The sequence below is a fragment of the Cucumibacter marinus DSM 18995 genome (genome assembly GCF_000429865.1).
Lineage (GTDB): Bacteria > Pseudomonadota > Alphaproteobacteria > Rhizobiales > Devosiaceae > Cucumibacter > Cucumibacter marinus.
In genome coordinates this window covers 76432-101192 of the sequence record NZ_AUCR01000011.1, presented here as the reverse complement: position 1 = coordinate 101192, position 24761 = coordinate 76432, and the positions used below count along the sequence as shown (strand labels likewise).

Below are 24761 nucleotides of genomic sequence, written 5' to 3'. Positions count from 1 at the left end.
GACCCCGGGGCGCAGGCAGACCGGTCCGCCGCTACTCGAGTCCGATCTTCAAAAGCCTGATTTCTTCTTTCAGCCGCTGCACTTCGAGGGCGTAGATTTCGTTGCAGTCGAGCCGCTCAGGCCGCCGCCCGAGCGGCACCACCACCCGCGCATAACCGATGGCCGAACTCTCGATGCCCGAACCTTCGCCCAGATAGGCGTTGAGCCCGCCGCCCACCACGCCCATGTCGAGATAGGCACCGTTCGAGTTGATCGACTGCGAACAGCGAATGCCGGTCGAGGTCGTGATCGAATCCTCGCCTCCCGGCCCGGTCGGTGCCGCCGGAAGAAACAGCCCGTCAGCCGCCAGCGCTGGCGGCATGGGCGCGGCGGCCGACAAAAGTGCCGCACACGCGAGGCAGGATCGAGCCAGAGATTTCTTCAGGTCGAACGCAAAGGCCAATGGTCCGCTCCTTCTGGTTAGGCGGGATTTTGAACGCGAGGATGACGTGACGCCCGTATCCGGGCGCCAGCACAAGACGGGCAGGCTGCACCACCGCATCGCCGACCGGGGTTTCGAACTCGGGATCCATCACCTCGAGCACAAAGGCCATCCGCTTTTGATAGGGATTGGAAACCGCGACCCTGAAACCCTTCATGTCGGACAAGGTCAGGCCGTCTTTGCGCATGGGTGAAAGCGATTGCCCGTGTGCGGCGGAGATCGAGCCGAAGGCCGTCAGCGCCACCAGGCCCAGCGGGGCAAGATATCGGGCTAGCTGCATGTCACGACCGATTCCACGGTGTAGGAGCCCGCGGCGAACCCGCTGCTGTTGAGGATGCGGCTGTTGAAGGTCACCGCGGTCAAGGCAATAGTGCCGACGCCAAAGTTGGTCTCGCTCTCCGTGTAACCCTGGGAGACCGATGACAGCAGCCCGGTCCCCTGATAGGTCACCTCGACCGTTTCGGTTCCGCTCGAATACCCCGCCGGCGGCGCGCTTGTCCGAGACGGCGCGCCGACTGTCACGGTATTGCTGCCTATGGACAAGATGGTCAGCGTGGCGGGGACACCAAGCGTTTCCTCACTGCCAAGGGTCTGCCCATCTCCCGACAGGGTCAACACACCCGGCGTTGTCAGAGCCAGGGTGCAGCTTCCCGTCAGGTTGGCGGAAAAGATCACATCTTCGGCGTGGGCGGGTGCTAGGCCGCAAATCGAGGCAATAGCCATGAGGCCCCCTGCGCCAAACAGGGTGTTACGCATCTTAAATCTCCGCTGGTGAGTGAGAGAGCAGGACGTTTTCCGCTCTTCCTCGAATAGCCTGTTCTTCCATGGTTAACAGGCCATTAAGCGGTAGATTTTTGTTTAGTTACATAACCCTACGATCTTTAACTTATGAAGTATTCACTGCTTATTTAATTAGGTCTTCTGTAAATTAAGTAGAAATACGGCAACCACCAAGCAACCAATACGCGCAATTGGTAATGCGTTGGATATCCGTATTCTCCGCAGGCAAGAACGCGATTCGCGATCCTGTCCGAATTCGGGACATTTTGCTTACCAACGACTGTCGGCAATTTGTCCGACCGCACGGCCCATCCGGCAGAGGACTTGCAGTCCCACACCAAAAATGCGGAACCGCGCCGCAGGTCTGCAGGTCAATCAGCCACCAGGGCAAGACCAAATGCTCAAGCGAAGTAACCCCACCCGCGATCTGGTTGATTTTTCAATCGGCGCAGTCTAGCCCTTGCACCGCTAATAACGATTACGGGGATTTTGACCCCCGCGGATTGGAGACTTCAATGCTCAAGAGCACTGCCACCATCACCACCGACCACGCCTCCAAATACCTCCAGCAGATGTGCAAGCACTTCCAGCATAAGGTCGAGGCCGAATGGGATACCGAGACCGGCACCGTGCATTTCCCTGCCGGTCCCTGCACCATGGCGGCTGAGGGCAAGACCCTCACGATCAATGTGACCGCCGAGGATGAGGAAGGCCTGGCGCGCGGTCGCGACGTGATCGACCGCCACCTGCCCAATTTCGCGTTCCGCGAAGAGATCGAGATTTCCTGGACCGAGGCTGCCGCGGCCTGACCGGTCGCCGACACGGACCATAAAAAAAGGGGAGCGCCAGGCGCTCCCCTTGTCGTGTCGGATATCGAAAAACGATCAGCCCTTCTGGCGCCGCGCCGCATAGGTGCGCAACCGAAGCGCATTGAGCCGGATGAAGCCTTCGGCATCGTGATGATCATAGGTGCCGCCTTCCTCGAAGGTCACCAGATCTTCCGAATAAAGCGAATTCGGTGACGTCCGCGAGACCAGCGACACTGACCCCTTGTAAAGCTTGACCACCACTTCGCCGGCCACCAGCTCCTGGCTGGTATCGATCAGCGCCTGCAGCATTTCGCGTTCGGGCGAGAACCAGAAACCGTTATAGATCAGCTCGGCATAGCGCGGCATGATCTCGTCCTTGAGATGCGCTGCCCCGCGGTCGAGCGTGAGCGATTCGATGCCGCGATGGGCGGTCAGCAACACGGTCCCGCCCGGCGTCTCATAGACCCCGCGCGATTTCATGCCGACAAACCTGTTCTCAACCAGGTCGAGCCGCCCCACACCATGCTTGCCGCCGAGTTCGTTGAGCCTGGTCAGCACCATGGCTGGCGATAGCGTTTCGCCATTAATCGAGACCGCGTCGCCCTTCTCGAAGCCGATGGTGACGAACTCTGGCGCGTCGGGCGCCGCCTCGGGATCGACAGTGCGCTGATAGACATAATCCGGCGCCGCCTCCGCCGGATCTTCCAGCACCTTGCCCTCGGACGAGGTGTGCAACAGATTGGCATCGACCGAGAACGGGGCTTCGCCGCGCTTGTCCTTGGGCACCGGGATCTGGTGCTGTTCGGCATATTCGATCAGCCGGGTCCGGCTTTGCAGATCCCATTCGCGCCACGGCGCGATGACGCGGATGCCGGGATCAAGGGCAGCGGCGGAGAGTTCGAACCGCACCTGGTCGTTCCCCTTGCCGGTCGCCCCATGCGAGATGGCGTCGGCGCCTGTCTCATGGGCGATCTCAACCAGCCGCTTGGAAATCAGCGGCCGGGCGATCGAGGTCCCGAGCAGATAGACCCCTTCATAAAGCGCATTGGCCCGGAACATCGGAAACACGAAGTCGCGCACGAATTCTTCGCGCAGATCCTCGATATAGATCTCCTTGATGCCCATTATCTCGGCCTTCTTGCGGGCCGGCTCGAGTTCCTCGCCCTGGCCGAGATCGGCGGTGAAAGTCACCACCTCGCACTGATATTCGGCCTGCAGCCATTTGAGGATAATCGAGGTGTCGAGCCCGCCCGAATAGGCAAGCACGACCTTGTTGACGTCTTTGGACATGGATACTTCCGCGGATTTGGGGCGATTTTGGCGCGCAACCTAGTCAAACCCCCGTCAAACCGCAACGGATAAGGCAAATCCGTTCCGGTCTCGACAAACCGGGCCGAACCATCAATGCTGCCACCCGATCCGATATCGCCATTCCCAAGGCTCAATCCATGCCCGATTTCGTGCCCGACCTGCCGATCATCCTGTCCTTCGCCGTGGCCTCCTTCGTGCTGTGCATCACGCCGGGGCCGGATATGGCGCTGTCGCTCTCCAAGGCCATTCAGCACGGGCGCGCCCATGGCCTCGCCTCGATGAGCGGCGCGCTGAGCGGGGTGATGGTGCACACGGCGCTGGTTGCCTTCGGTATCTCGATCCTCATCGCCACCGCGCCCACTGCCTTTCTGGTGCTCAAAACCGCCGGCGCGGTCTATCTGCTCTGGCTCGCTTTTCAGGCAATCCGCTCGAAAGGCGGGCTGTCGCTCGATACGGCCCGCGGTTCCGCCCCGGCGCCGAGCCTGTGGGCCAGCTTCTGGACCGGCGTCGGGATCAACCTTCTCAATCCCAAGATCGTTCTGTTCTTCGTGACCTTCCTGCCCCAGTTCGTTTCACGCGACGACCCGGCCGCAACCGGCAAGCTGCTGTTTCTGGGCGCCGAGTTCATCATCGTTTCGCTGCCCCCCGCCTTTGCCATCGTTCTGGCCGCAGGCGCTGTAGCCAACCTGTTCGCCCGTTCGGTCTGGACCCGCCGCATCGTCAATTGGAGCTTTGCCGGGGTCTTTGCGGCCTTTGCGGCGCTGATCCTGACCACGCACAGCCGCGCGGCCACCTGACACCTCGCCCCTGGCTTTGGCGCGAAATGTCCGAGATTGGGCCACTTCGGTGATTTTCTCCCCGGTTGCGGGGTCTATGCTCACAGCATAGACTTCAAACCGGAGACCGAAAATGTCCGATACCGCCCTTCTCGTCATCGATGTGCAGAAATCTTTTCTCAAGGCTCCCTATTGGCGTGACGACGACCTGCCCGGTTTTGCCGAGCGCGTGAACGCCCTGATTGCCGGCGCCTGCGCCGGTGGAATGCCGGTCATCCAGATCTTTCACAATCAGGTCGATGGCGGCCCGTTCGATCCCGCAAGCGGGCTGGTGGCGACGCTTGACGGCATCGACATCACCCCGGACGCGCTGATCAACAAGACCCGCCACAGCGCCTTTGTCGGCACGCCGCTGGAACTGGAATTGCGCCAGCGCGGTATCACAAAGCTCATCATCTGCGGCATCCGCACCGAGCAATGCTGCGAGACCACCGCCCGCAACGGCTCCGATCTCGGCTATGCGGTCGACTATGTGACCGAGGCAACCCTGACCTTCCCCATGACCTTGCCCAATGGCGAGACAGCGTCGCCCGAAACCATCAAGGCGCACACCGAGATGGTCTTGAAGGGCCGCTTCGCCCGTATCGCAACGGTCGAGCAAGCCCTGGGACTGGCCGAGGCCAGCGCCGCCTGAGATGAGGCCAGCGAAGCCCGAAATGAGGATCGACCATCCCACATCCGAGGCACCCTGGCCGGTCTTTTTCGTGCTGCCGCCGCAAACCCTGCTGCTCGATATTGCCGGGCCGCTCGAAGTGTTTCGCGTCGCCAATACCGAGGCGGGCCGGACCGTTTATGAGGTCACATTTCTCGGGCCGCGGGAGACGATCGGGAGTTCGGCCGGGCTGGCGCTCGGCCCGCTCCTGCCCTTGCCGGAAACCCTGCCCGAGCGCGTTACCATCATCCTGTCGGGCACGGCTCGGGTGCCGATGGCGGCCAGACCGGCCATTGCAACGCATGACGCCACCGAGACGCTCAAAGCCCGGCGGGAAATCTCCGCCTGGTTGCGCCAGGTGCACCGGCCCGGTCACCGGATCGTCTCGATCTGTACCGGCGCACTGTTTGCCGCCGAAGCAGGGCTGCTGGACGGGCGCGACTGCACCACGCATTTCGATGCCCTCGACGCGCTGCGCGAGGCCGCGCCGAACGCGCGGGTGCATGACGACCGGTTGTTTGTCGAGGACGGCCAGATTCTCACCAGTGCCGGCATTACCGCGGGGATCGACCTTGCCCTGCATCTGGCTGAGAAGGATTGCGGCCCGGCGATTGCCGCGTCCATCGCCCGCGATCTGGTTGTCTATCTCAGACGCTCGGGCGGCGACCCGCAGCTCTCTCCGTTCCTCGTCGGCCGCAATCACATCCATCCCGCCATTCACAAGGCCCAGGATGCGATCACCGCCGATCCGGCCCACCCCTGGTCGGTCACCTCGATCGCAAGGCTGGTCCATGCCAGCCCGCGCCACCTCTCCCGCCTGTTCAACGCCGAAACCGGTCTCTCGGTCTCCGACTACGTCGCCGCGATCCGGCTTGCGCGCGCCCATGAGCTGGTCACCGGGTCGCGGCTCGATATGGAGGAGATCGCAAGGCGGTCGGGCTTCGGCTCGACCCGGCAGATGCGCCGGCATTGGCAGAACCGCTACGGCGCCGCGCCGAGCCGATACCGGCATCAAACCAGTGCCTCCTGAAGGCCGCAGGGCAGCGCCAATTCACTTCATCCGTTAACAAACTGATTTCACTTGGTTTTCCATTTCCAGTTTGGAATGCTTCTAAGTTATTGAAAAATAAGTTGAAATTGATTTTGAGCCCGGCTAGGACTGGCGTGCCATCGCGATGGCGGGACCTTGAATCCCGTTGATCGGAGAGCGTTTTCGCCACCCGGCGCTTGCCGGGCAGCAGGCCCGTCATTCTGTGCCACAGGGGCAGATCGGCCTTCGTTTCTCCATGCTCGACGGGGTTCGCTAACCACCGGACCTTGACCCCGGAAGGAGAGACCAATGACTTTCAAGCCCTTCGGCCTGACGCTTGCCGCCACCCTTATTGCCGGCGCCCTCGTCACCCTGCCGGCATACGCTCAGAGCGACGCCAGCAAATCGACCATTACCATCACCCATGCCCAGGGCACGACCGAAGTGCCGGTGAACCCGCAAAAGGTGTTCACCTATGACCTCGCCGCGCTCGATACCCTCGATGCGCTCGGCATCGAAGTCGATGGCGTGCCTGCCGCGGTCTATCCCGAGCATCTGAGCAAATATGCCGGCGACGACTACGAGAAAATCGGGTCGCTGTTCGAGCCTGATTATGAAGCCGTCAACGCCGCCCAGCCCGACCTGATCATCGTCGCGGCGCGCTCCTCCACGGCCTATGAAGAGCTCTCGAAAATCGCCCCGACCATCGATCTGTCGAACGCGTGGGACAATTTCGTTCCCTCCATCAAGGCGAATAGCGAGATCATTGGCGAGATCTTCTCTAAGCAGGACGAAGTCGCGGCCCTTGAAGCCGAACTCGATGCAAAGATCGCCTCGGTTCAGGCCAAGGCCGCCGATCTCGGCTCCGTCTTCATCGTCCTGACCTCGGGCGGCAAGGTGACGGCCTATGGCCCCGGCTCGCGCTTCGGCTTCGTGCACGACACGCTTGGCCTGACCCCGGCCATCGAGGACGTCGACGCCGCCACCCATGGCGAAGCGATCTCCTTCGAGTTCATTCTTGAGACCAGTCCGGACTGGATCATCGCCATCGACCGTGACGCCGGCGTGGGTTCCACCGATGGCGCGTCGGCAAGGCAGACCCTCGACAATGCGCTGGTGCACGAAACCAACGCCTGGAAGAACGACCGGATCGTCTATATCGACCCGGTCCGCTGGTACATCGTCAATGGCGGCCTCGCCAACCTCAACGCCATCGCCGGCAATCTCGATGCGGCCCTGACCGCCGAATAATCGGCGGCTATCCCGCCTCGGAGCGTGCCGGACCTGCCCGTCCGGCGCGCTCCGCTTTGTGCTGGCCCATCACCATGATCCGCGCCCTCGCCCCCATCGCTGTCGTCCTGCTCGCGATCACCAGCCTGTTCGTGGGCATTTCAGATGTCTCGATCGCCAAGCTACTGGCTGGCGATCCAGGCGGACGCGCGACCCAGATTCTCCTGATCTCGCGCATCCCGCGCACCCTGGCCCTGATCCTTGCCGGTGCCGCGCTGGCGGTGGCCGGCACCATCATGCAGATGCTGGCGCGCAACAAATTCGTCGAACCCTCGACCGCCGGCACCTTCGAATCCGCCTCGCTCGGGCTCCTGCTCGTCACCATCGTTGCACCTGGCGCCCCGGTCTTTGTCAAAATGCTCTCCGCCGCCCTTTTCGCGCTCGCCGGCACTACCCTGTTCATCACCATCCTCAATCGCATCCAGTATCGATCTGTGCTGATTGTGCCGCTGGTCGGGCTCATGCTCGGCGGCGTTTTCTACGCCATCACCACTTTCTTCGCTTTGCGATTCGAACTGCTTCAATCGCTCTCCGCCTGGACCACCGGCGATTTCTCCGGTGTCCTGCAGGGGCGGTATGAGCTCCTCTGGATTTCCGCGGGACTGACCGCGCTCGCCTATCTGGCCGCCGACCGGTTCACGGTTGCCGGGCTCGGGGAAGCACTGACCACCAATCTCGGCCTTGCCTATCGCCGCGTGATGGCGCTTGGGCTCGTGATCGTCTCGCTCGTCACCGCCACGGTGGTCGTCACCGTGGGCATGATCCCGTTCCTCGGGCTGATCGTGCCCAATGTCGTCTCGCTCTTCATCGGGGATAATATGCGCCGCGCCCTGCCTTGGATCGCACTGACCGGCTCGGGCTTTGTGCTGGCCTGCGACATTGCCGGGCGCTTGATCCGTTACCCTTATGAGATCCCCATCGGCACCGTTGTCGGGGTCGTCGGCAGCGCCTTGTTCCTCGTGCTTCTCATCAACCGGGGGCGGGCCCATGGCTGAGACCGACGCCCAACCGACCATTGCCACGCCCCGCATCGGCGCCATCGCCCGGCACTGGAGGTTGCTCGCCGGGCTCACGCTCGCCGTCATCATCCTGTCGGTCCTGTTCATGACCGTGGGCGCAAAAGGCGACTGGAGCTTTGTCCTCGCCTATCGCGGCAAAAAGCTTGCCGCCCTCATCCTCATCGGCTTTGCCATCGCCATTTCGACGGTCCTGTTCCAGACCGTCACCGGCAACCGCATCCTCACCCCGGCCATTATGGGCTTTGACCGGCTCTATATGCTGATCCAGACCCTGATGGTCTTCTTCATCGGCTCGACCGGGCTCGCCGCGCAAAGCCCACAGGTGATGTTCCTGTTCGAAACGGCCGTGATGATGCTGTTTGGCGGCCTGCTGTTCCGCTTCATCTTCACCGGCGCGGTCCGTTCGCTGCATCTCGTCGTGCTGATCGGCATTGTCCTCGGGGTCTTTTTCCAATCGCTGACCAATCTGATGCAGCGCATGATCGACCCCAATGAATTCGCCTTTCTTCAGGACCGCTATTTCGCCAGCTTCAACACGGTCGAAACCGATCTGCTGGCGATCACCGCTCTTATTCTGATCGCGGTATCCGCCATTGCCTGGCGCTTCCTGCACGTCTTCGATGTGTTGAGCCTCGGGCGTGAAGCCGCGCTCAATCTCGGTCTCGACCACAAACGGGCGGTGACCCTCGTACTGGCGCTGGTCACGCTCCTCGTCTCGGTCTCGACCGCGCTTGTCGGACCGGTGACCTTCTTTGGCCTGCTGGTTGCCAACATGGCCTATCTCATCGCCCCGACCTACCGCCACGCCGTCATCCTGCCGGTCGCAGCGCTCCTCGCCATGATCTGTCTTGTTGGCGGGCAGCTCCTGCTCGACCACGTCATGAGCCTCATGATCGGGCTCGATTTCGGGGCCAACCTCGCCGTCATCATCGAGTTCATCGGCGGCATCGTTTTCATTCTCATGCTGGTTCGCGGAGCGGCCCGATGATCGTCATCAACAATGTCACCAAGCGCTATGGCGACACCCCGGTCGTCGACAATGTCTCTCTTGCCCTGCCGCCACGCGGGGTGACCGCGCTGATCGGCCCCAATGGCGCCGGCAAATCGACACTCCTGTCGATGATCGCCAGGCTCTTGCCCATGGATCACGGCCAGATCACAGTCGATGGGATGGATGTCGTAGAAACTGCATCCGACCGCCTCGCGCGGCGCCTGTCGATCCTGAGGCAGGACAATCACGTCACCGCCCGGCTGACGGTCAGGGACCTCGTCTCATTCGGTCGCTATCCCTATTCAAAGGGCCGCCTCACCACAAAAGACAACGACCATATCGAGCGGGCGCTGGCTTTTCTCGAACTCGAGCCTTTCGCGGCGCGCTTCCTCGACGAGCTCTCCGGCGGTCAGCGACAGCGCGCCTTCGTCGCCATGGTGCTGTGCCAGGACACCGATTATGTGCTGCTCGACGAGCCGCTCAACAATCTCGACATGAAGCATTCGGTCGGCATGATGAAGCTGCTGCGCCGCACGGCCGACGAGTGGGGCAAGACCATCGTCCTGGTGCTGCACGATATCAACTTCGCCTCCTGCTACGCCGACAATATCGTGGCCATGCGCGATGGCGCCGTGCTGCATCAGGGCAGCCCCCGCGCCATCATCCGGCCCGAGACCCTCAAGGACATTTATGAGGTCGACGTCGCGGTCCACGACATCGAAGGGCGGCGGATCGGGGTGTATTTCTAGAGCGTTTCCAGGTGAAGTGGACGCCGGTTCACCGTTCGGAAACGCGACAAAACAAGGACGAGAGCGCCAAGCCGGTCCAACCTCATTGCTTGGCGCTCTATACCGAATCTGTCAGTGTTCCCGTCTTGTTCCAGCGACGCAGAGGCCGGGCATATGACTGAACGCATCACGCCGGGCGAAGCCCGCCGCATCGCACTGGGGGCACAGGGGTTTGGCCGGAAACGACCCGAAACGGTGCGCCGGCATCACCTGACAAAGAACACCGGCCGGCTCGGCGTCTACCAGATCGACAGCGTCAATGTGGTCTCCCGCGCCCACTATCTGCCCGCCTTCTCACGGCTCGGCGCCTATGACCGGTCAATGCTCGACCAGATGGCCTGGGCGCGCAATTCGCGCCGCCGCCTGTTCGAATATTGGGGCCATGCCGCGTCCCTGATCCCGCTTGAATATTTCCCGCTGATGCGCTGGCGCATGGCCCGCGCCGACCGGGGCGAAGAGGGCTACAGGGCCCTGCGCCGCATCGCCACTGAAGAGCGCCACGAGGCGATGGCTATTCTCGAGCGCATCCGAAACGAAGGTCCCCTGCCCGCCTCTGCCTTTGAAAGCGGCAATACCGGCTGGTGGGAATGGAGCCAATCAAAGCACTATCTCGAATGGCTCTTCTATGCCGGTCACGTCACCACCGCGACAAGGCTCGAAAATTTCGAGCGGGTCTATGACCTGACTGAACGCGTTATTCCCGCCGAGTATTACGACGCCCCGGTCCCCAGCGAGGCTGAAGCCCACCGGGCCTTGATCGAGATCTCGGCCCGGGCATTGGGCATCGCCACGCCAGGCGAATTGCGCGATTATTTCCGCCTCGGCCCCGCCGAATCGAAAGCAGCAATCGCGGAGCTGGTTGAAGCCGGCACGCTGATCCCGGGTTCAGTGAAGAATTGGCCCGAGGCCTATTTGCATCGCGACGCCACCTGCCCGGCCCGGCCGCGCACACGGGCGCTTCTGGCACCCTTCGATCCGCTGGTCTGGGAGCGTGATCGCGCCGAACGCATCTTCGGCTTCCGCTATCGCATCGAGATCTATGTGCCCGAGGACAAGCGCCAATATGGCTATTATGTCCTGCCCTTCCTGTTGAACGGGCACCTGGTGGCAAGGGTCGACGTCAAGGCCGACCGAGCCGGGTCCCGGCTTCTTGTCCGGTCCCGGCACTTCGAGCCGAAGGCCCCGGCGGAGACGGTAGAAGAGCTCGACGCCGAACTCGCCGATCTCGCCGAATGGCTGGGGCTCGATGAAGTGGTGATGGAGTGCTGAGAAAAGCGCTCCAGAGTCCAGACCCTAGCCCGCCAGCGCGTCGCGCTCTTTCTTGCTCAGCCGCTCGCTCTCGGATTTGAGCTGGCCGCAGGCGGCAAAGATATCGCGCCCGCGCGGGGTCCGGACCGGCGAGGCATAGCCGGCCAGGTTGACCACATCGGCGAACTTTTCGATCTGTTCCCAGTCCGAGCATTCATGCTCTGACCCCGGCCAGGGGTTGAACGGGATGAGATTGATCTTGGCCGGAATCCCATCAAGCATCCGCACCAGTTCGCGGGCGTCCGCGACTGAATCATTGACGCCCTTGAGCATCACATATTCGAAGGTGATGCGCTTGGCGTTCGACAGGCCCGGATAGTTCCGGCACGCCTCAAGCAGCTCGGCGATCGGCCATTTCTTGTTGATCGGCACCAGCTCGTTGCGCAATTCGTCGCGCACCGCATGCAGCGAGATCGCCAGCATGACCCCGGTTTCTTCCCCGATCTTGTCGATGAACGGCACCACGCCGGAAGTTGACAGCGTGATCCGGCGGCGCGACAGGGAAATGCCTTCCCCATCTGCCATCAGCAGCAGGGCGCGCTTGACGTTCTCGTAATTGTAGAGCGGTTCGCCCATGCCCATCATGACGACATTGGTGACCGCGCGGGTGCCACCCTTGGGCGTGATCCCGTCCTTGGGACGTTCGCCACCCGGGAAATCGCCCAGCCGCTCGCGCGCCATCAACACCTGCCCGACGATCTCGCCGGCGGTGAGATTGCGCACCAGTTTCTGTGTACCCGTATGGCAGAAGGTGCAGGTCAGCGTGCACCCGACCTGGGACGAGACACACAGCGTGCCGCGGTCGGATTCGGGGATATAGACGGTCTCGACATCGACCGGCGGCTGGTTGGGATTTTCCGGATCGGTGAAGCGGAACAGCCATTTGCGGGTGCCATCGGTCGAGACCTGCTCGGTCACGATCTCCGGGCGCTGGATGACGAAGCGCTCGGCCAACCTGGCCCGCACATCCTTGGCGATATTGGTCATCGCCTCAAAATCGCTGACGCCATTCACATAAAGCCAGTTCCAGATCTGCGCGGTGCGCATGCGGATCTGTTTTTCGGGCAGACCGATCTCGGTCAGCGCCGATCCGATTTCCGCGCGATCCAGCCCCAATAGCGCCTGGCGCTTGGGCGCCGGCGCGGGATGCCGATCATGGGAGATGTCGAGCGCAACGGACATGGCTCAAACCGTCTTTCAACAATGCAATGGAGCGTGCGGGCGCCGCTCTAACACAAAACCGCAAATTCGCCTAGCGCGGCGAACGCCCGGCGTTCCGGACGCCTAGCACTCGCCGTCAATGGCGCGCATCGACGCCGTGGCCCCCGACAGCGAGAAGGTCTCGCGTACCTTGACCCCGCGCACCGAGGTGCCTTCGATCACCAGCGAGGACCCGGCGCGCATGGCCGCAGCCATATTGGCGCTCTGGCTCGCATCCTCGAGCCATGCCGCATCCCCTTCGGTGAACATCGAGAACCGCTGTCCCCCGATCTGCGCCTCAGCGAGGGTATCGGGCGCGAATTCATAGCCTGCCACCAGGTTGATCTCGTAGCGTATCCCTTCCGACGGCCGGTGCGTGACATAGACATAGGCCTGGGAAAGCCCTTCGAGCTGCGGCTCGACCGCCACCGGCTGGGAGTTGACGAAACACAGCCGGTCGGCGCTGTTCGCCGTGGTATAGGCCGACCAATCGCGGAAATCCCCGATCAGCCGCACCGATTGGGCCTGGGCCGGCGCCTGGAACGCGGCAACGGCGATCAGCGCCGCAAACCCGGCAAGGGCGATGCGAACGGTTTTCGGAAGAACGGAAAGGCGGGGCAAGCGGGACAGGATCGTGACGGTCATGAAGGGCGCTGGGTTGTCTCACACAAACGGGTCAGGCCGCGAAGGGTTCATCACCCGCCGGGCGCGATGCAGGGCTCGCAAACAAATACGCCGCTGAGATGGCGAAGGTCAAACCGGGCACTGCGTTCATCTTCCGGGGCCGGCGAGTGGCCTGCCCTGATGAGATGCACTTAGCACGCCGGCATGGCCAGACCCCAGAGCGAAACCGGAACCCAGAGCGAAAAAGGGCGCCCCAAATGGAACGCCCCCGATTCTTGGCTCGCAAAGACGCAAGTCATCACGCTATTGCGCGCATTCCTTGTCGATCACGCCCATCGCCGCGGTCACACCCGACAATGAATAGGTGTCGGTGGTGTTGGTGCCGCGCGTCGAGGTGCCCTTGACCACCATGGTCGATCCCGCCTTCATCGCGGCCACAAAGCCCGGCTCGTCGGCGGTTGCCGCCAGCCATGCGCTTTCATCGGCAGTCACCATCGCATACTCGCGCCCGTCAATCGACGCGGTCGCGGTCTTCGAGGTGTCAAAGGGATAGCCGATATTGGTTGCGACCTCGTTGCGCTTGCCCGTCCCCATGCGATGGGTGACGATAAAATGGATCGCGCTCCGGATCACATCCGTCGGCTGGGTCGATTGCGGCTGGCTCGAAATATAGCAGATCTTGCCGGTCGAATCCTGATCCTTCCAGGCCACCCACTGACTGAATTTGCCGAGATTCTCGGCTGCCATCGCCGGGGCAAAGACGCCGATCGAAAGCGCGCCGGCGAGAATTGCAATGGAAAGCTGCTTGGTCATCCGCTTGCCATTCCTCATTTTACCTGTTTCAAACTCCGCTACCCGCTCGCTGCGCCCATTGTGGCCCGATATGGTTACCAAGCCGCAAAGATCGGGAAGCATTTGATTCAAATCCGGCCCCGCCCGCCGTCAAATGCGCGCCGAATTTGGCTTCAATTGGGCGCCATCGTGCCGTTGCCCGCGTCAATGCGCGATCGCGGTGAATGAAGCGTTAACACCGGACCCCTTCGCACCGGGCCGGCAAAGCCCCGTCCCCCCGGGAAATTCGAGGGATCATGGCCTCTTCCATCCTGTTCGTCTGTCTTGGCAATATCTGCCGTTCCCCCAGCGCCGAAGCGGTCTGCCGGGCGCGGTTCGATGCCGCAGGGCTCAAACATGTCCGCCTCGACAGCGCCGGCACCGGCGACTGGCATGTCGGAAACCCGCCCGATCCGCGCGCTATCGCCGAGGGCAGGAGGCGCGGTTACGACCTCACAAGCCTGCGGGCACGGCAGGCCGTCGCCGCCGATTTCGAACGCTTCGACCTTGTGCTCGCCATGGATCGCAGCAATCACCGCAACCTCACCGCCCTGCATGGCGCAGCGGGCGGAGAGCCCCTGCCGGCGCCGCGCCTGTTCCTCGATTTTGCCCGGGGGCATGAAGGTCTGGAGGTGCCCGACCCCTATTTCGGTGACCGCGTCGGCGGCAAGGACGGCTTCGCTCACATGTTCGATCTGATCGAGGCCGCAGCCGACGGTCTGATCGCAGAGATCAGAGGGGTTTAAGCCGGGTTGTGCATTGTCGCGTTTCCCGACGGTGAACCGGTATCCATCCCCTTTCAGGCCGGGGACATGCTTCACCTGGAAACGCTCTAGGCAGCCAGCGGATAGGCCTGTTCGATCAAATAAGGCCCGCCCCCCACCGAATCGCGCGAGGAAAACAAGACGAACCGCCCGACCTCAAACCGCAAGGGGAAGAAGGGGCCGGCCTGATCGAGATAGCGCGCCAGATCCTCGACCGAGGTGTTGCGCAGCCGCGCCAGGGTAATGTGCGGGGTGAACTTGCGCGGATCCGGTCGCAGCCCCAGCCTTTGCAGCAGCCGGTCCTGCGACGCATGGAGCCGGTTGAGCGACTCGCAGGGTTCGAGCCCGGCATAGAGCGTGCGCGGCTTGGCGCCCCCGAAAACACCCAGATGCGAGACCGTCAGCGAAAACGACTGGCCGTCGACATACCGGTTGAGGGCGACCGAAATCTCGTCGGCGACGATATGGTCGACATCGCCGATATAGCGCAGCGTGATGTGGTAGTTTTCGGGATCGATCCAACGGGCGCCGGAAATGCCACCCCGTTTGAGCGAAAGGGCAAAGCCCGCATCGGCCGGAATTTCGAGGCCGGTGAACAGACGGGGCATGACATCCTCCTCTATTCGCTTGAGGCGGTTGGTCACCCACGGGACCCAACAAAGTGAGCCTAGCACGATTCGAGTGACAGAAAACTAACATCGCCCTGTCGCGAATGTGATCGCCGCAAGCCCCCGTCGAACGGGCTTAGCGCCCGCCATGCCTTGTTTTTTCCCTGTTCCATCTCCATATTGCCCATCAATCGGCCCTTGTGACGGGTCGAACCAGTTATCGCCAATAGAAGGGAAGCCTCGATGGCACAATATGAGCGTCAAACCGTGTCCTCGCGGGTAGGCACAACGGCCGCCATTGACGAGGGCCTGCGCAACCACATGCTGCGCGTCTACAACTATATGGGCCTGGGTCTCGGCATCACCGGCGTTATTGCCTTTTTTGTCGCCCGTTTCGCTGAAACCAGCCCCGCCTTTGCCCAGACGATCTACGGATCGCCGCTGGCCTTCGTGATCATGCTGTCGCCGCTGGCCTTCGTGTTCGCACTGAGCTTCGGCATCAACCGCATGAGCGCGGCCACTGCCCAGATGGTTTTCTGGGGCTTTGCCGCCGTGATGGGCCTGTCCCTGTCCTCGATCTTCCTCGTGTACACGGACGCCTCGATCGCCAAGGTGTTCTTCATCACCGCCGCCATGTTCGGCGCGATGAGCCTTTGGGGCTACACCACCAAACGCGACCTCACGGCCATGGGCTCGTTCCTGTTCATGGGCCTGATCGGGCTGATCGTGGCGTCGATCGTCAATATATTCCTCGGATCGAGCATGCTCGAATTCGCGATCTCGGTGCTCGGCGTGCTGATCTTCACCGGTCTCACCGCCTATGACACCCAGAAGATCAAGGAAATGTATTTCGAAGGCGACGGCGCCGAGACTGCAGGCAAGAAGGCGATCATGGGCGCGCTGGCGCTTTACCTCGACTTCATCAACCTGTTCCTGATGCTGCTGCGCCTGTTCGGCAATCGCGAGTAGTGAGGAACGGTGCCGGCCACAAGGCCTGCACGATTTGGTCCGGTGGATCAAATCGAGTGACGAACACCTTGAGAGCTATGCTCGAAAGGTCGGCCCGATAGGCAGAAAGGCTCCAGTGGAGCCTTTCTAGGCGCGAACACCCTGAGAGCTGCGCTCGAAGGGTGGCTCCAAGGGTCGAAGCGGAACCACCGCTTGCGCTGTTCCTGCGAAATCATCAAAGATCAGGCCGCGGATCTTCTCCGCGGCCTTTTCATTCGGAGCATGCCTTGTCCGGCGACCTCATCCTGCGCGACCCCACCCCTCACGACGTGCCTGCCATCACCGCGATCTACCGGCACTATGTCGAGCACACCGTCATCACCTTCGAGCTGGAACCCCCTGACGAGGCCGAGATGGCCGCGCGGATCGACGCCATGCGCGAAAAGGGTCACCCCTATTTCGTTGGCGAGCGTGACGGCCGCATTATCGGCTATGCCTATGCCTCGACCTACCGGCCGCGCCCGGCCTATCGCTTTGCCTGCGAGGATTCGATCTATCTCGACCCTGAGGAAACCGGCAGAGGCGCCGGCACCGCCATGCTTGCAGAACTGATCGAGCGCAGCCGCAAGGCCGGATTCCATCAGATGATCGGCATCATCACCGAGGGCACGACGGCCTCGATTCGCCTGCATGAGAAATTCGGATTCGAGACCCTTGGGACCTTTCCCGAGCTCGGCTTCAAGTTTGAGCGCTGGCTCGGCATTGTGCATATGCAGCGAGGGCTCTAGAGCCCGCCCAGACAGCAGCCTTGCCTATTTCACCACGACGAGGTCATGGTCGAGCACCTTGAGCACCTGGGCGAGATCATGCCCGCGCTTGAGCACCCGCCCGGTCATATTGGTAATGAGATACTGACCCTGCTTGCGCTGCAGCGCAGGGTTCTTTTCGATCACATAGAGCGGCATCTCGCTGGTCCGCTTGTGAATCGAAAACAGCGCCTTGTCCTTGAGGAAATCCATGGCGTAATCACGCCACTCGCCTTGCGCGACCTTTCGGCCATAAAGGGTGAGGATCAGCGAAAGTTCCCTGCGGTCAAAGGTAACCGGCAGGGGTGTGGGCGAGTGTCTGGACTTGGCCTTGCTGGACGGTCCGGAACGGGCCTCGTGAAGCGGTGTGATTGAACCGGGCGAACGCGAATCGGCCAATGCGCTGAAACCCCTTCGGAAAGATCGAATCCGAGATTATGATGGGAGCAAATCGGCGCGCATGCAAGACCGGTGTCACGAGCCCGTCACACAGGCCGTGAGAGAGCCCCGACAGCGCGTTTAAACGCGCCGCGAAATTGCCCCTTTGTCGCCACAAATAGACCCTTCGGGCGCCTGAAATCCCGGCTATCCAATAGTCTGCCTCCAGTGGCCGGCCCCCGGACGATATGAGCCCCCAACTTGAATGCGTCCGGCGGGTCGGCACCCTTCACGTCGATTTCAAGCGCTCCCGGGTCTCTCGGGAGCGCTTTTTTTGTGCGCGTATCAAGGTGAAGCATGTCACCCGGCTCGAACCGGGATGGATACCGGTTCACCGTTCGGAAACGCGACAAAACAACAAGGTGGGTCCGCTTGGCGATTGCGTCTGATGTTGAACGAATCCGAGCGCCGGCAAACATGAAAACGCCGCCCCAAAGGAGCGGCGCAGATCATTCAGCGATGCGGCGAGTTCAGAATTCGATCGCTGCCGCGCCGATCACTTCACCGGGCAATCCGCCCTTTTCGCACTGCACCAGTACCGCGACCCCGTCAGCCTCATCCATCAGGATATCGGCGAGCGGAAGGCGCATGGTCGCACCCTTGTCCGCATCCCACATGCCGAGCGGGGTCCGCCCGGTCACGATATGGGTATAGGTCAGGGTCTTGCCGCGGTTTTCACCGCGCTCCACCGCCACCTCCGCCTGCTGCCGGTAGGGAATGAGCCAGACCATCACTTCGCGCTCATCCGCATGCCCCGCATCTCCGGGCACGGAAATATCGAGGATGCCCTCATGAACGCTCAGCCCCACCGGCACGTCGAGCGAAGCGCCCCGGATCTGGGCATTCACTTCCGCGCCGCGCGACCCGATAACATGGTCCTGGCCGTTCACCACCAGCTGCGGGGTGTAAATCCGGTGTTCTTCGAAGCTGCGGGCATAGCCGCGCTGCAGGTCGGAATAGCGTTCGGACCCGAACGTATCGGCCCAGCCGATATAGTCCCAGTAATCGACGTGATAGGCGAGCGCCAACACGTCCTCGCGCCCGCCAATGGTCTTCAGAACCGCATCCGCCGGCGGACAGGAGGAGCACCCCTGGGAGGTGAACAGTTCCGCCACCGCACGCGGCTGCGCCTTGATGGCCTCTGCCTGCACAGGCAGGGCCGAAAATGCCGTCACGAGCCCCGCAAGCATGGCGGCGGCGAGGACGGCAACTGGGCTTGTGGATCGTGTCATGGGCTTTGATTTAGGGGCATCACGCTTCACCTGCCAGTCACTTTAGGGTGAAAAATCGGGTTGAGGGTTAAGCCCGTTGCTTAACAGTGAAATCTCCGCCGTGCCGACTGGCATCCGAACACAAAAAGGGCACGTCCCATAGGAACGCGCCCTTTCATCCCCGCAAATCGGGTCCAGGTCAGGCGACGAGCTTGCGCAAGACGTAGTGCAGGATGCCGCCATTCTTGTAGTAATCGAGCTCATCGAGCGTATCGATGCGGCAGGTCACGACAACCTCACGGCTCTGCCCGTCGGCGCCGGTGATCTTGACCGTCACATCGGCGCGCGGGGTCAGCTCGGTCAACCCTTCAATGGTGACGCTTTCGTCCCCGGTCAGACCCAGCTTTTCCCAGCTGTCACCATCCTTGAACTGCAGCGGCAACACGCCCATGCCGATCAGGTTCGAGCGGTGGATACGCTCGAAGCTCTCTGCGATCACCGCGCGCACGCCCAACAGCCTTGTGCCCTTGGCCGCCCAGTCGCGCGACGAACCGGTGCCGTATTCCTTGCCGGCAAACACCACCAGCGGAGTGTCCGACTTGGCATAGGACATGGCCGCGTCATACATCGCTGCCTGCTGTCCGTCGGGTCCCTTGGTGAAGCCGCCTTCGACCCCCGGCACCATCTGGTTCTTGATACGGATATTGGCGAAGGTGCCGCGCATCATCACCTCGTGATTGCCGCGCCGTGCGCCATAGGAGTTGAAATCCTTGGGCGCCACCTGACGTTCGACCAGATATTTGCCCGCCGGGGTATCGGCCTTGAACGAGCCGGCCGGCGAAATGTGGTCGGTGGTGATCGAATCGAGGAACAGCGACAGGATGCGGGCATCCTTGACGTCCTCGACCGGCTTCACCTCGGTCGACAGGCCTTCGAAATAAGGCGGGTTCTGTACATAGGTCGAGGAGGAGTTCCACTTGTAGGTCTCCCCGCCTTCGACCTCGATGCCCTGCCAGGCTTCGTCGCCCTTGAAGACGTCCGAATACCGTTCGGTGAACAGCTGCGGGGTAACGCTGGTGCGCACCAGTTCCGCGATCTCCGCCGAGCTCGGCCAGATGTCCTTGAGATAAACCGGATTCCCGTCCTTGTCGGTTCCGAGCGGATCTTCGGTCAGATCGACATGCATCGACCCGGCCAGCGCATAGGCAACAACCAGCGGCGGCGAGGCGAGATAGTTCGCCTTCACATCCGGATTGACCCGGCCCTCGAAGTTCCGGTTCCCCGAAAGCACCGAAGCCGCGACGAGATCATTGGCATTGATGCAGGCCGAAATCTCCTCGGCCAGCGGCCCGGAGTTCCCGATACAGGTCGTGCAGCCATAACCGACCAGGTTGAAGCCCATCGCATCGAGATCTTCCTGCAGGCCCGAAGCGGTGAGGTAGTCGGTCACCACCTGGCTGCCTGGCGCCAGCGAAGTCTTGACCCAGGGCTTGACCTTGAGGCCGAGTTCGCGGGCCTTGCGGGCAACCAGACCTGCCCCGATCAGCACCGAAGGGTTCGAGGTGTTAGTGCATGAAGTGATCGCCGCGATCACCACATCGCCATCGGCGAGCACGAAATCCTGTCCGTCGACCATGTGGCCATGCGGCTTGTCCTGGGCCTGACCGGCGCCCTCGGCGACATATTTCGCGTCGCCACTGCCCGGCTGCGGGGCCTTGCGGCCATTGGAGAGGGTTTCCATCGACTTCGCAAAACCGGTTGCGGCATCCGACAGGGCAATGCGGTCCTGCGGGCGCTTCGGCCCGGCGATCGAAGGCACGACCGAGCCGAGATCGAGATGCAGCGAATCGGTGAACACCGGATCGTCGCTGTCCGAATAGCGGTACATGTCCTGGGCCTTGGCATAGGCCTCGACCAGCGCCACACGGTCTTCGTCACGCCCGGACTTGTTGAGATAATCGAGCGTATCTTCATCGACCGGGAAGAAGCCACAGGTTGCGCCATATTCAGGCGCCATATTGGCGATCGTGGCTTCGTCTTCGAGGCTGAGATCGTCAAGGCCGGGGCCGTAGAATTCGACGAACTTGCCGACCACGCCCTTCTTGCGGAGCATTTCGACAACCGTCAGCACAAGGTCGGTGGCGGTCACCCCGTCATTGAGCTTGCCGGTCAGCTTGAAGCCGATGACCTCGGGGATCAACATGGTGATCGGCTGGCCGAGCATGGCGGCCTCGGCCTCGATACCGCCGACGCCCCAGCCCAGCACCGCCAGCGCGTTGATCATGGTCGTGTGGCTGTCGGTACCCACCAGCGTATCCGGATAGGCGACGGTTTCCCCGTCCTCGGTCTTGGTCCAAACGGTCTGCCCGAGATATTCGAGATTGACCTGGTGGCAGATGCCGGTGCCCGGCGGCACGACACGGAAATTGTCGAAGGCCAGCTGACCCCATTTGAGGAATTCGTAGCGCTCGCCATTGCGCTCATACTCGCGGGTCACGTTCTGGTTGAAGGCCAGCGGGGTGCCGAAATAATCGACCATCACCGAGTGGTCGATGACGAGATCGACGGGCACCTGCGGGTTGATCTTCTTGGGGCTGGCGCCGAGCTTGGCGGTGGCATCGCGCATCGCGGCCAGATCGACCACGGCCGGCACGCCGGTGAAATCCTGCATCAAGACGCGGGCGGGGCGATAGGCGATCTCGTGCCCGGCAGTGCCCTTGTCGGTCAGCCATTTGGCCACGGCCTTGATGTCCTCGGCGGTCACCGTGCGCCCGTCTTCGAAGCGCAGCAGGTTCTCGAGCACGACCTTCAGGGATTTCGGCAGCTTGGAAATGCCGTCGAGCCCGTTCTTCTCGGCCTCGGGCAGCGAGTAATAAGTGTAGGTCTTGTCCCCGACAGTCAGGGTCTGGCGGGCATTGAAGCTGTTTGCGGAAGATTGAGTCACGGTGTGGCCTATCCGGTTAGCGTGGACCGAGAGGCATGGCGCGAGCGGATCTGGGCCCACAACTGACCTGCCCCGCCCGGGCGGCAGCCAACTTGGGCGCCTTATAGTGAAATTAGAATGCGCTTGCCAGTGCTTAACGTTGTCCCGTAACACTCGGCGCCATGACAAAGACCGCCATTCCGGGCGCAAACGGCCCGGATCAGCCCGAAATGGCCCCCGGTTCGAGCGCGTTTCCGCCCGCTTTCGCGCTCGGCTGTCCGCGGCTGGCGGTGCGCAGCCTCGAATGCCATCGCGGTGATTTCGCGGTTTTCACCGGCCTCGATCTGAACGCCGGCCCCGGCGAGGCGATCCTGCTGCGCGGTCCGAACGGCGCCGGTAAGTCGACGCTTCTGGGGGCCCTGGCCGGGCTTTTCCGCCCGTTTTCCGGGCAGATCGAATGGCTCGATTGCGATCCCGAAATCCCCCTCACCCATTACCTGCACATGCTCGGGCACCTTTCCGCGGTGAAGCCCAGCCTGACGGTCAGCGAAAATCTCGGTTTCTGGAGAACGCTCTATGGCGGCACAGGCGATCCCGATGAAGCCGCCTTCGCCGCCGGACTCGACGGCCTCGAGGATATCGAGGCAGGCGTCCTCTCCCAGGGTCAAACACGACGCCTCGGCCTGGCGCGGCTTTTGGTCGCTGCCCGCCCCGTCTGGCTGCTCGACGAGCCGACCGCCGGGCTCGATGCCGCCGGCGAAGCATGGGTCGCAGGGCTGATCGCCCGCCAGATCGAGATGGGCGGGCTGGTCATCGCCGCCACTCATCTGCCCATCGCTCTGCCCGAGACGACGACGGTCACCACGCTGACCCTCGCCGGGAGGCAACTCCAGTGAGCGGTTTTGTCGCCCTTATCCGCCGCGATCTGACTCTCGCCGCCCGGGTCGGCGGGGATGTGCTCACCGTCGTCCTGTTCTTTGCCCTGATCGGCATTGTCCTGCCTTTCGCCATCGGCCCGGACCGCCCGCTTCTGACCCGGCTCGCCCCGGCCATCATCATGACCGCAATCCTGCTGGCGCTGCTCCTGGCCATCGACCGGCTGTTCCGGGCCGACCATGAAGACGGCACGCTGGCGGCCATGCGCTTCGGCCATCTGCCGCTCGAGGCCGTTGTGTTTGCCAAGATGATCGCCCAATGGCTGACCACCGCCCTGCCGCTTTTGCTGGCAACCCCGCTGATGGGCTTCATGCTCAACCTGCCGCCGGCGCTTCTGGGGCGCACCCTGATCGTCCTTTTGCTCGGCACGCCGGCACTCATCTCGTTCGGCGCCATCGGCGCGGCGGTCACGGTGACGTTACGACGCGGCGGGCTGCTGGCCCCCATCCTTGTCTTGCCGCTTTGCCTGCCCACCCTTATTTTCGCTGTCGGCGCGCTTGACGATACCGCGCCGGGTTCGGCGGATGCTGCCTTCTGGTTCCTGGCCGGCATTGCGCTTCTGGCAACCGCCTTCACGCCCTTTATCGCCGCCTATACATTGCGGCTCGGGAGCGAATAGGAGAATTTGGGCCCATCATGACGAGTGAGACGAAAAGCCCCGGCTTCTTTTCGAGACTGGCCCATCCCGGCCAGTTTCTCGTCTGGTCGCGCTATCTGGTCTGGCCGCTGGCGGGACTGACCGTGATCCTGTTCGCCATCGGGCTTTACCTCGCGCTCGTCGCCTCGCCCGCCGACTACCAGATGGGTGAGACCGTTCGCATCATGTATATGCATGTGCCCAACGCCTGGCTGTCGATGATGTGCTACGGAGTCATGGCTGTCGCTGCTTTCGGAACGCTTGTCTGGCGCCATCCGCTCGCCGATGTCGCAGCCAAATCCGCCGCCCCGCTCGGCGCCATCTTCACCGCAATTGCGCTTTTGACCGGCATCGTCTGGGGCATTCCCACCTGGGGCACGGGCTGGGTCTGGGACGGGCGGCTGACCTCCATGCTGCTGCATTTCCTCATCTATCTCGGCATTATCGCCATGTGGTTCACCTTTGAGGATCAGCATCGCGCCGGCCGTATCATTGCGGTCTTCACCCTCATCGGTGTCGTCAATCTGGTGGTGATCCATTATTCGGTCGAATGGTGGTCGACCCTGCATCAGCCGGCCAGCGTCTTCACTGCCGAAGGGCCGAAAATGCCGCTCGAATTGCTGACCCCGCTTTTCGTCAACCTGTTCGCCTTTTCCTTCCTGTTCGCGACGCTTCAGGTCGTGTCCATGCGCACCGAGATCATGCGCCGGCGCGTCGCCGCCATGCAGCGCCAGGCGGCGATGAACCGGGGCGCTGCCCCCAGCCCGGAGCCCGCCCGATGATCGAAGCCGGCATGCATTGGGACTACGTGGCCACCGCCTATGCCATGAGCCTGGGTCTTATCCTGGCGGTGATCGTCTGGGTCGCGTTCGACGCCCGGCGTCAGCGCCTCAAGCTTGCGGCCCTCGAGGCCCGCGGTATCCGCCGCCGCTCGGCCCGTGCCGAAACGCAGGCCGGACCGGAGACCGGAACCCCCTGATGCGCTACGTCCTCGTTCTGATTCCGCTGGTGGTTGTCGCCGCCCTGTTTGCCGTATTCGCCAGTCAGATCGGCCGCGATCCGAATTTCGTGCCCTCGGCGCTGATCAACAAGCCGGTGCCCGAATTCGACCTCGCCAGGGTCGAAACCCTGCCGCAGCCCGGCTTTGCAACCGCCGATCTCAGGGGCAATGGCGTCTCTGTCGTCAATGTCTGGGGATCATGGTGTGGTCCCTGCCGAATCGAGCACCCGATGCTGATGCGTCTCGCTACCCGCGATGACATCACCCTTTACGGCATCAACCAGAACGACCCGCCGGAAAACGCCAAACGCTTTCTCGACGAACTCGGCAATCCTTTTGATGCCGTGGGTTCTGACCGGGACCGCCGCGCCTCGATCGACTGGGGGGTCTATGGCGTGCCGGAGACCTTCGTCGTCAATAACGAAGGGGTCATCACCTATAAGCACACCGGCCCGATATCTGAAGAAAGTTATGCCAACAGCCTCATCCCCGCGATTGAAGACGCGAAAACGGCATCGGCATCAGCCGGCAGCTAGACGA

At 62.3% G+C, this 24761-nt stretch carries 28 protein-coding genes; 17 read left to right on the top strand and 11 right to left on the bottom strand.

What is annotated here, in order from left to right; genetic code table 11:
* Positions 1–31 precede the first annotated feature (31 nt).
* The 3 genes from G489_RS19710 to G489_RS0108640 are packed head-to-tail and all read right to left on the bottom strand — an operon-like array spanning position 32 to position 1237.
* Positions 32–361, bottom strand: coding sequence for a hypothetical protein (locus G489_RS19710; RefSeq protein WP_051332445.1), 330 nt, complete (start codon positions 359–361; stop codon positions 32–34).
* Positions 339–761, bottom strand: coding sequence for a hypothetical protein (locus tag G489_RS21765; protein WP_051332444.1), 423 nt, complete (start codon positions 759–761; stop codon positions 339–341). Before G489_RS21765 ends, G489_RS19710 begins: the two co-directional genes overlap by 23 nt.
* Positions 752–1237, bottom strand: a complete 486-nt coding sequence (locus G489_RS0108640; RefSeq protein ID WP_029041216.1) for a hypothetical protein — start codon at positions 1235–1237, stop codon at positions 752–754. Before G489_RS0108640 ends, G489_RS21765 begins: the two co-directional genes overlap by 10 nt.
* Before the next feature lie 539 nt (positions 1238–1776).
* Here G489_RS0108640 and G489_RS0108635 point away from each other — a divergent pair.
* Entirely contained in the window at positions 1777–2070 is a 294-nt protein-coding gene (locus G489_RS0108635) for a DUF2218 domain-containing protein (protein ID WP_029041215.1), read from the top strand.
* Between the two features lie 75 nt (positions 2071–2145).
* On the opposite strand, the gene G489_RS0108630 is transcribed toward G489_RS0108635, so the two are convergent.
* Positions 2146–3360 carry an argininosuccinate synthase gene (locus G489_RS0108630; protein WP_029041214.1) on the bottom strand — a complete coding sequence of 405 codons (1215 nt, stop codon included), beginning with the start codon at positions 3358–3360 and terminating at the stop codon, positions 2146–2148.
* A gap of 158 nt (positions 3361–3518) precedes the next feature.
* Between G489_RS0108630 and G489_RS0108625 the strand changes: the two genes are divergently transcribed.
* From G489_RS0108625 to G489_RS0108590, 8 genes are all read left to right on the top strand, one after another.
* Positions 3519–4178 carry a LysE family translocator gene (locus G489_RS0108625; protein ID WP_029041213.1) on the top strand — a complete coding sequence of 220 codons (660 nt, stop codon included), beginning with the start codon at positions 3519–3521 and terminating at the stop codon, positions 4176–4178.
* A gap of 112 nt (positions 4179–4290) precedes the next feature.
* Positions 4291–4851, top strand: coding sequence for a cysteine hydrolase family protein (locus G489_RS0108620; RefSeq protein WP_029041212.1), 561 nt, complete (start codon positions 4291–4293; stop codon positions 4849–4851).
* A gap of 22 nt (positions 4852–4873) precedes the next feature.
* A complete protein-coding gene (locus tag G489_RS0108615; RefSeq protein WP_051332443.1) occupies positions 4874–5899 on the top strand; it encodes a GlxA family transcriptional regulator in 1026 nt (341 codons plus the stop codon).
* 309 nt (positions 5900–6208) lie between these two features.
* Complete coding sequence (locus tag G489_RS0108610) at positions 6209–7150, top strand: siderophore ABC transporter substrate-binding protein (RefSeq protein ID WP_029041210.1); 942 nt, start codon at positions 6209–6211, stop codon at positions 7148–7150.
* A gap of 74 nt (positions 7151–7224) precedes the next feature.
* Positions 7225–8184, top strand: coding sequence for an ABC transporter permease (locus tag G489_RS0108605; RefSeq protein ID WP_029041209.1), 960 nt, complete (start codon positions 7225–7227; stop codon positions 8182–8184).
* The gene (locus G489_RS0108600) at positions 8177–9196 is read left to right on the top strand and encodes an iron chelate uptake ABC transporter family permease subunit (protein WP_081691472.1); all 1020 of its coding nucleotides are present in this window, start codon (positions 8177–8179) and stop codon (positions 9194–9196) included. Before G489_RS0108605 ends, G489_RS0108600 begins: the two co-directional genes overlap by 8 nt.
* Positions 9193–9948 carry an iron ABC transporter ATP-binding protein gene (locus G489_RS0108595; protein WP_029041207.1) on the top strand — a complete coding sequence of 252 codons (756 nt, stop codon included), beginning with the start codon at positions 9193–9195 and terminating at the stop codon, positions 9946–9948. The genes G489_RS0108600 and G489_RS0108595 overlap by 4 nt, the downstream gene beginning before the upstream one ends.
* 153 nt (positions 9949–10101) lie before the next feature.
* Complete coding sequence (locus G489_RS0108590; protein WP_029041206.1) at positions 10102–11256, top strand: winged helix-turn-helix domain-containing protein; 1155 nt, start codon at positions 10102–10104, stop codon at positions 11254–11256.
* A 24-nt stretch (positions 11257–11280) separates the two neighbouring features.
* Here G489_RS0108590 and rlmN read toward each other — a convergent pair whose 3' ends face one another.
* The 3 genes from rlmN to G489_RS0108575 all read right to left on the bottom strand — a co-directional run bounded on the left by rlmN (position 11281) and on the right by G489_RS0108575 (position 13932).
* Positions 11281–12477, bottom strand: a complete 1197-nt coding sequence (rlmN, locus tag G489_RS0108585) for a 23S rRNA (adenine(2503)-C(2))-methyltransferase RlmN (RefSeq protein WP_029041205.1) — start codon at positions 12475–12477, stop codon at positions 11281–11283.
* A gap of 102 nt (positions 12478–12579) precedes the next feature.
* Complete coding sequence (locus G489_RS0108580; RefSeq protein ID WP_051332442.1) at positions 12580–13140, bottom strand: invasion associated locus B family protein; 561 nt, start codon at positions 13138–13140, stop codon at positions 12580–12582.
* 282 nt (positions 13141–13422) lie between these two features.
* Positions 13423–13932 (bottom strand): invasion associated locus B family protein, encoded by a 510-nt coding sequence (locus tag G489_RS0108575; RefSeq protein WP_029041203.1) that lies wholly within the window; start codon positions 13930–13932, stop codon positions 13423–13425.
* 275 nt (positions 13933–14207) lie between these two features.
* Here G489_RS0108575 and G489_RS0108570 point away from each other — a divergent pair, with 275 nt between their 5' ends.
* Positions 14208–14696, top strand: a complete 489-nt coding sequence (locus G489_RS0108570; RefSeq protein WP_029041202.1) for a low molecular weight protein-tyrosine-phosphatase — start codon at positions 14208–14210, stop codon at positions 14694–14696.
* 86 nt (positions 14697–14782) lie between these two features.
* Here G489_RS0108570 and thpR read toward each other — a convergent pair whose 3' ends face one another.
* Positions 14783–15322: an RNA 2',3'-cyclic phosphodiesterase gene (thpR, locus tag G489_RS0108565; protein WP_029041201.1), complete on the bottom strand. Its 540-nt coding sequence runs from the start codon at positions 15320–15322 to the stop codon at positions 14783–14785.
* 243 nt (positions 15323–15565) lie between these two features.
* On the opposite strand from thpR, the gene G489_RS0108560 reads away from it, so the two are divergent.
* Complete coding sequence (locus G489_RS0108560) at positions 15566–16291, top strand: Bax inhibitor-1/YccA family protein (protein WP_035872076.1); 726 nt, start codon at positions 15566–15568, stop codon at positions 16289–16291.
* A gap of 266 nt (positions 16292–16557) precedes the next feature.
* On the top strand, positions 16558–17058 hold the full coding sequence (locus G489_RS0108555; RefSeq protein WP_051332441.1) for a GNAT family N-acetyltransferase: 501 nt from the start codon (positions 16558–16560) through the stop codon (positions 17056–17058).
* 24 nt (positions 17059–17082) lie between these two features.
* Here the strand turns inward: G489_RS0108555 and G489_RS0108550 are convergent, their stop codons facing one another.
* The 3 genes from G489_RS0108550 to acnA all read right to left on the bottom strand — a co-directional run bounded on the left by G489_RS0108550 (position 17083) and on the right by acnA (position 21669).
* Positions 17083–17448, bottom strand: a complete 366-nt coding sequence (locus G489_RS0108550; protein ID WP_029041198.1) for a DUF2794 domain-containing protein — start codon at positions 17446–17448, stop codon at positions 17083–17085.
* Positions 17449–17984: 536 nt separating this feature from the next.
* Positions 17985–18746 carry a DUF1223 domain-containing protein gene (locus tag G489_RS0108545; protein WP_029041197.1) on the bottom strand — a complete coding sequence of 254 codons (762 nt, stop codon included), beginning with the start codon at positions 18744–18746 and terminating at the stop codon, positions 17985–17987.
* Positions 18747–18924: 178 nt separating this feature from the next.
* Positions 18925–21669 carry an aconitate hydratase AcnA gene (acnA, locus tag G489_RS0108540; RefSeq protein WP_029041196.1) on the bottom strand — a complete coding sequence of 915 codons (2745 nt, stop codon included), beginning with the start codon at positions 21667–21669 and terminating at the stop codon, positions 18925–18927.
* Between the two features lie 161 nt (positions 21670–21830).
* Here acnA and ccmA point away from each other — a divergent pair, with 161 nt between their 5' ends.
* The 5 genes from ccmA to G489_RS0108515 are packed head-to-tail and all read left to right on the top strand — an operon-like array spanning position 21831 to position 24757.
* Complete coding sequence (gene ccmA / locus G489_RS0108535) at positions 21831–22544, top strand: heme ABC exporter ATP-binding protein CcmA (protein ID WP_245578853.1); 714 nt, start codon at positions 21831–21833, stop codon at positions 22542–22544.
* Complete coding sequence (gene ccmB / locus G489_RS0108530; protein ID WP_029041194.1) at positions 22541–23203, top strand: heme exporter protein CcmB; 663 nt, start codon at positions 22541–22543, stop codon at positions 23201–23203. The genes ccmA and ccmB overlap by 4 nt, the downstream gene beginning before the upstream one ends.
* Before the next feature lie 17 nt (positions 23204–23220).
* Complete coding sequence (locus G489_RS0108525; protein ID WP_029041193.1) at positions 23221–24003, top strand: heme ABC transporter permease; 783 nt, start codon at positions 23221–23223, stop codon at positions 24001–24003.
* On the top strand, positions 24000–24200 hold the full coding sequence (gene ccmD / locus G489_RS0108520; RefSeq protein ID WP_029041192.1) for a heme exporter protein CcmD: 201 nt from the start codon (positions 24000–24002) through the stop codon (positions 24198–24200). The genes G489_RS0108525 and ccmD overlap by 4 nt, the downstream gene beginning before the upstream one ends.
* Positions 24200–24757, top strand: a complete 558-nt coding sequence (locus G489_RS0108515; protein WP_035872075.1) for a DsbE family thiol:disulfide interchange protein — start codon at positions 24200–24202, stop codon at positions 24755–24757. The genes ccmD and G489_RS0108515 overlap by 1 nt, the downstream gene beginning before the upstream one ends.
* The last annotated feature ends 4 nt before the right edge of the window (positions 24758–24761 follow it).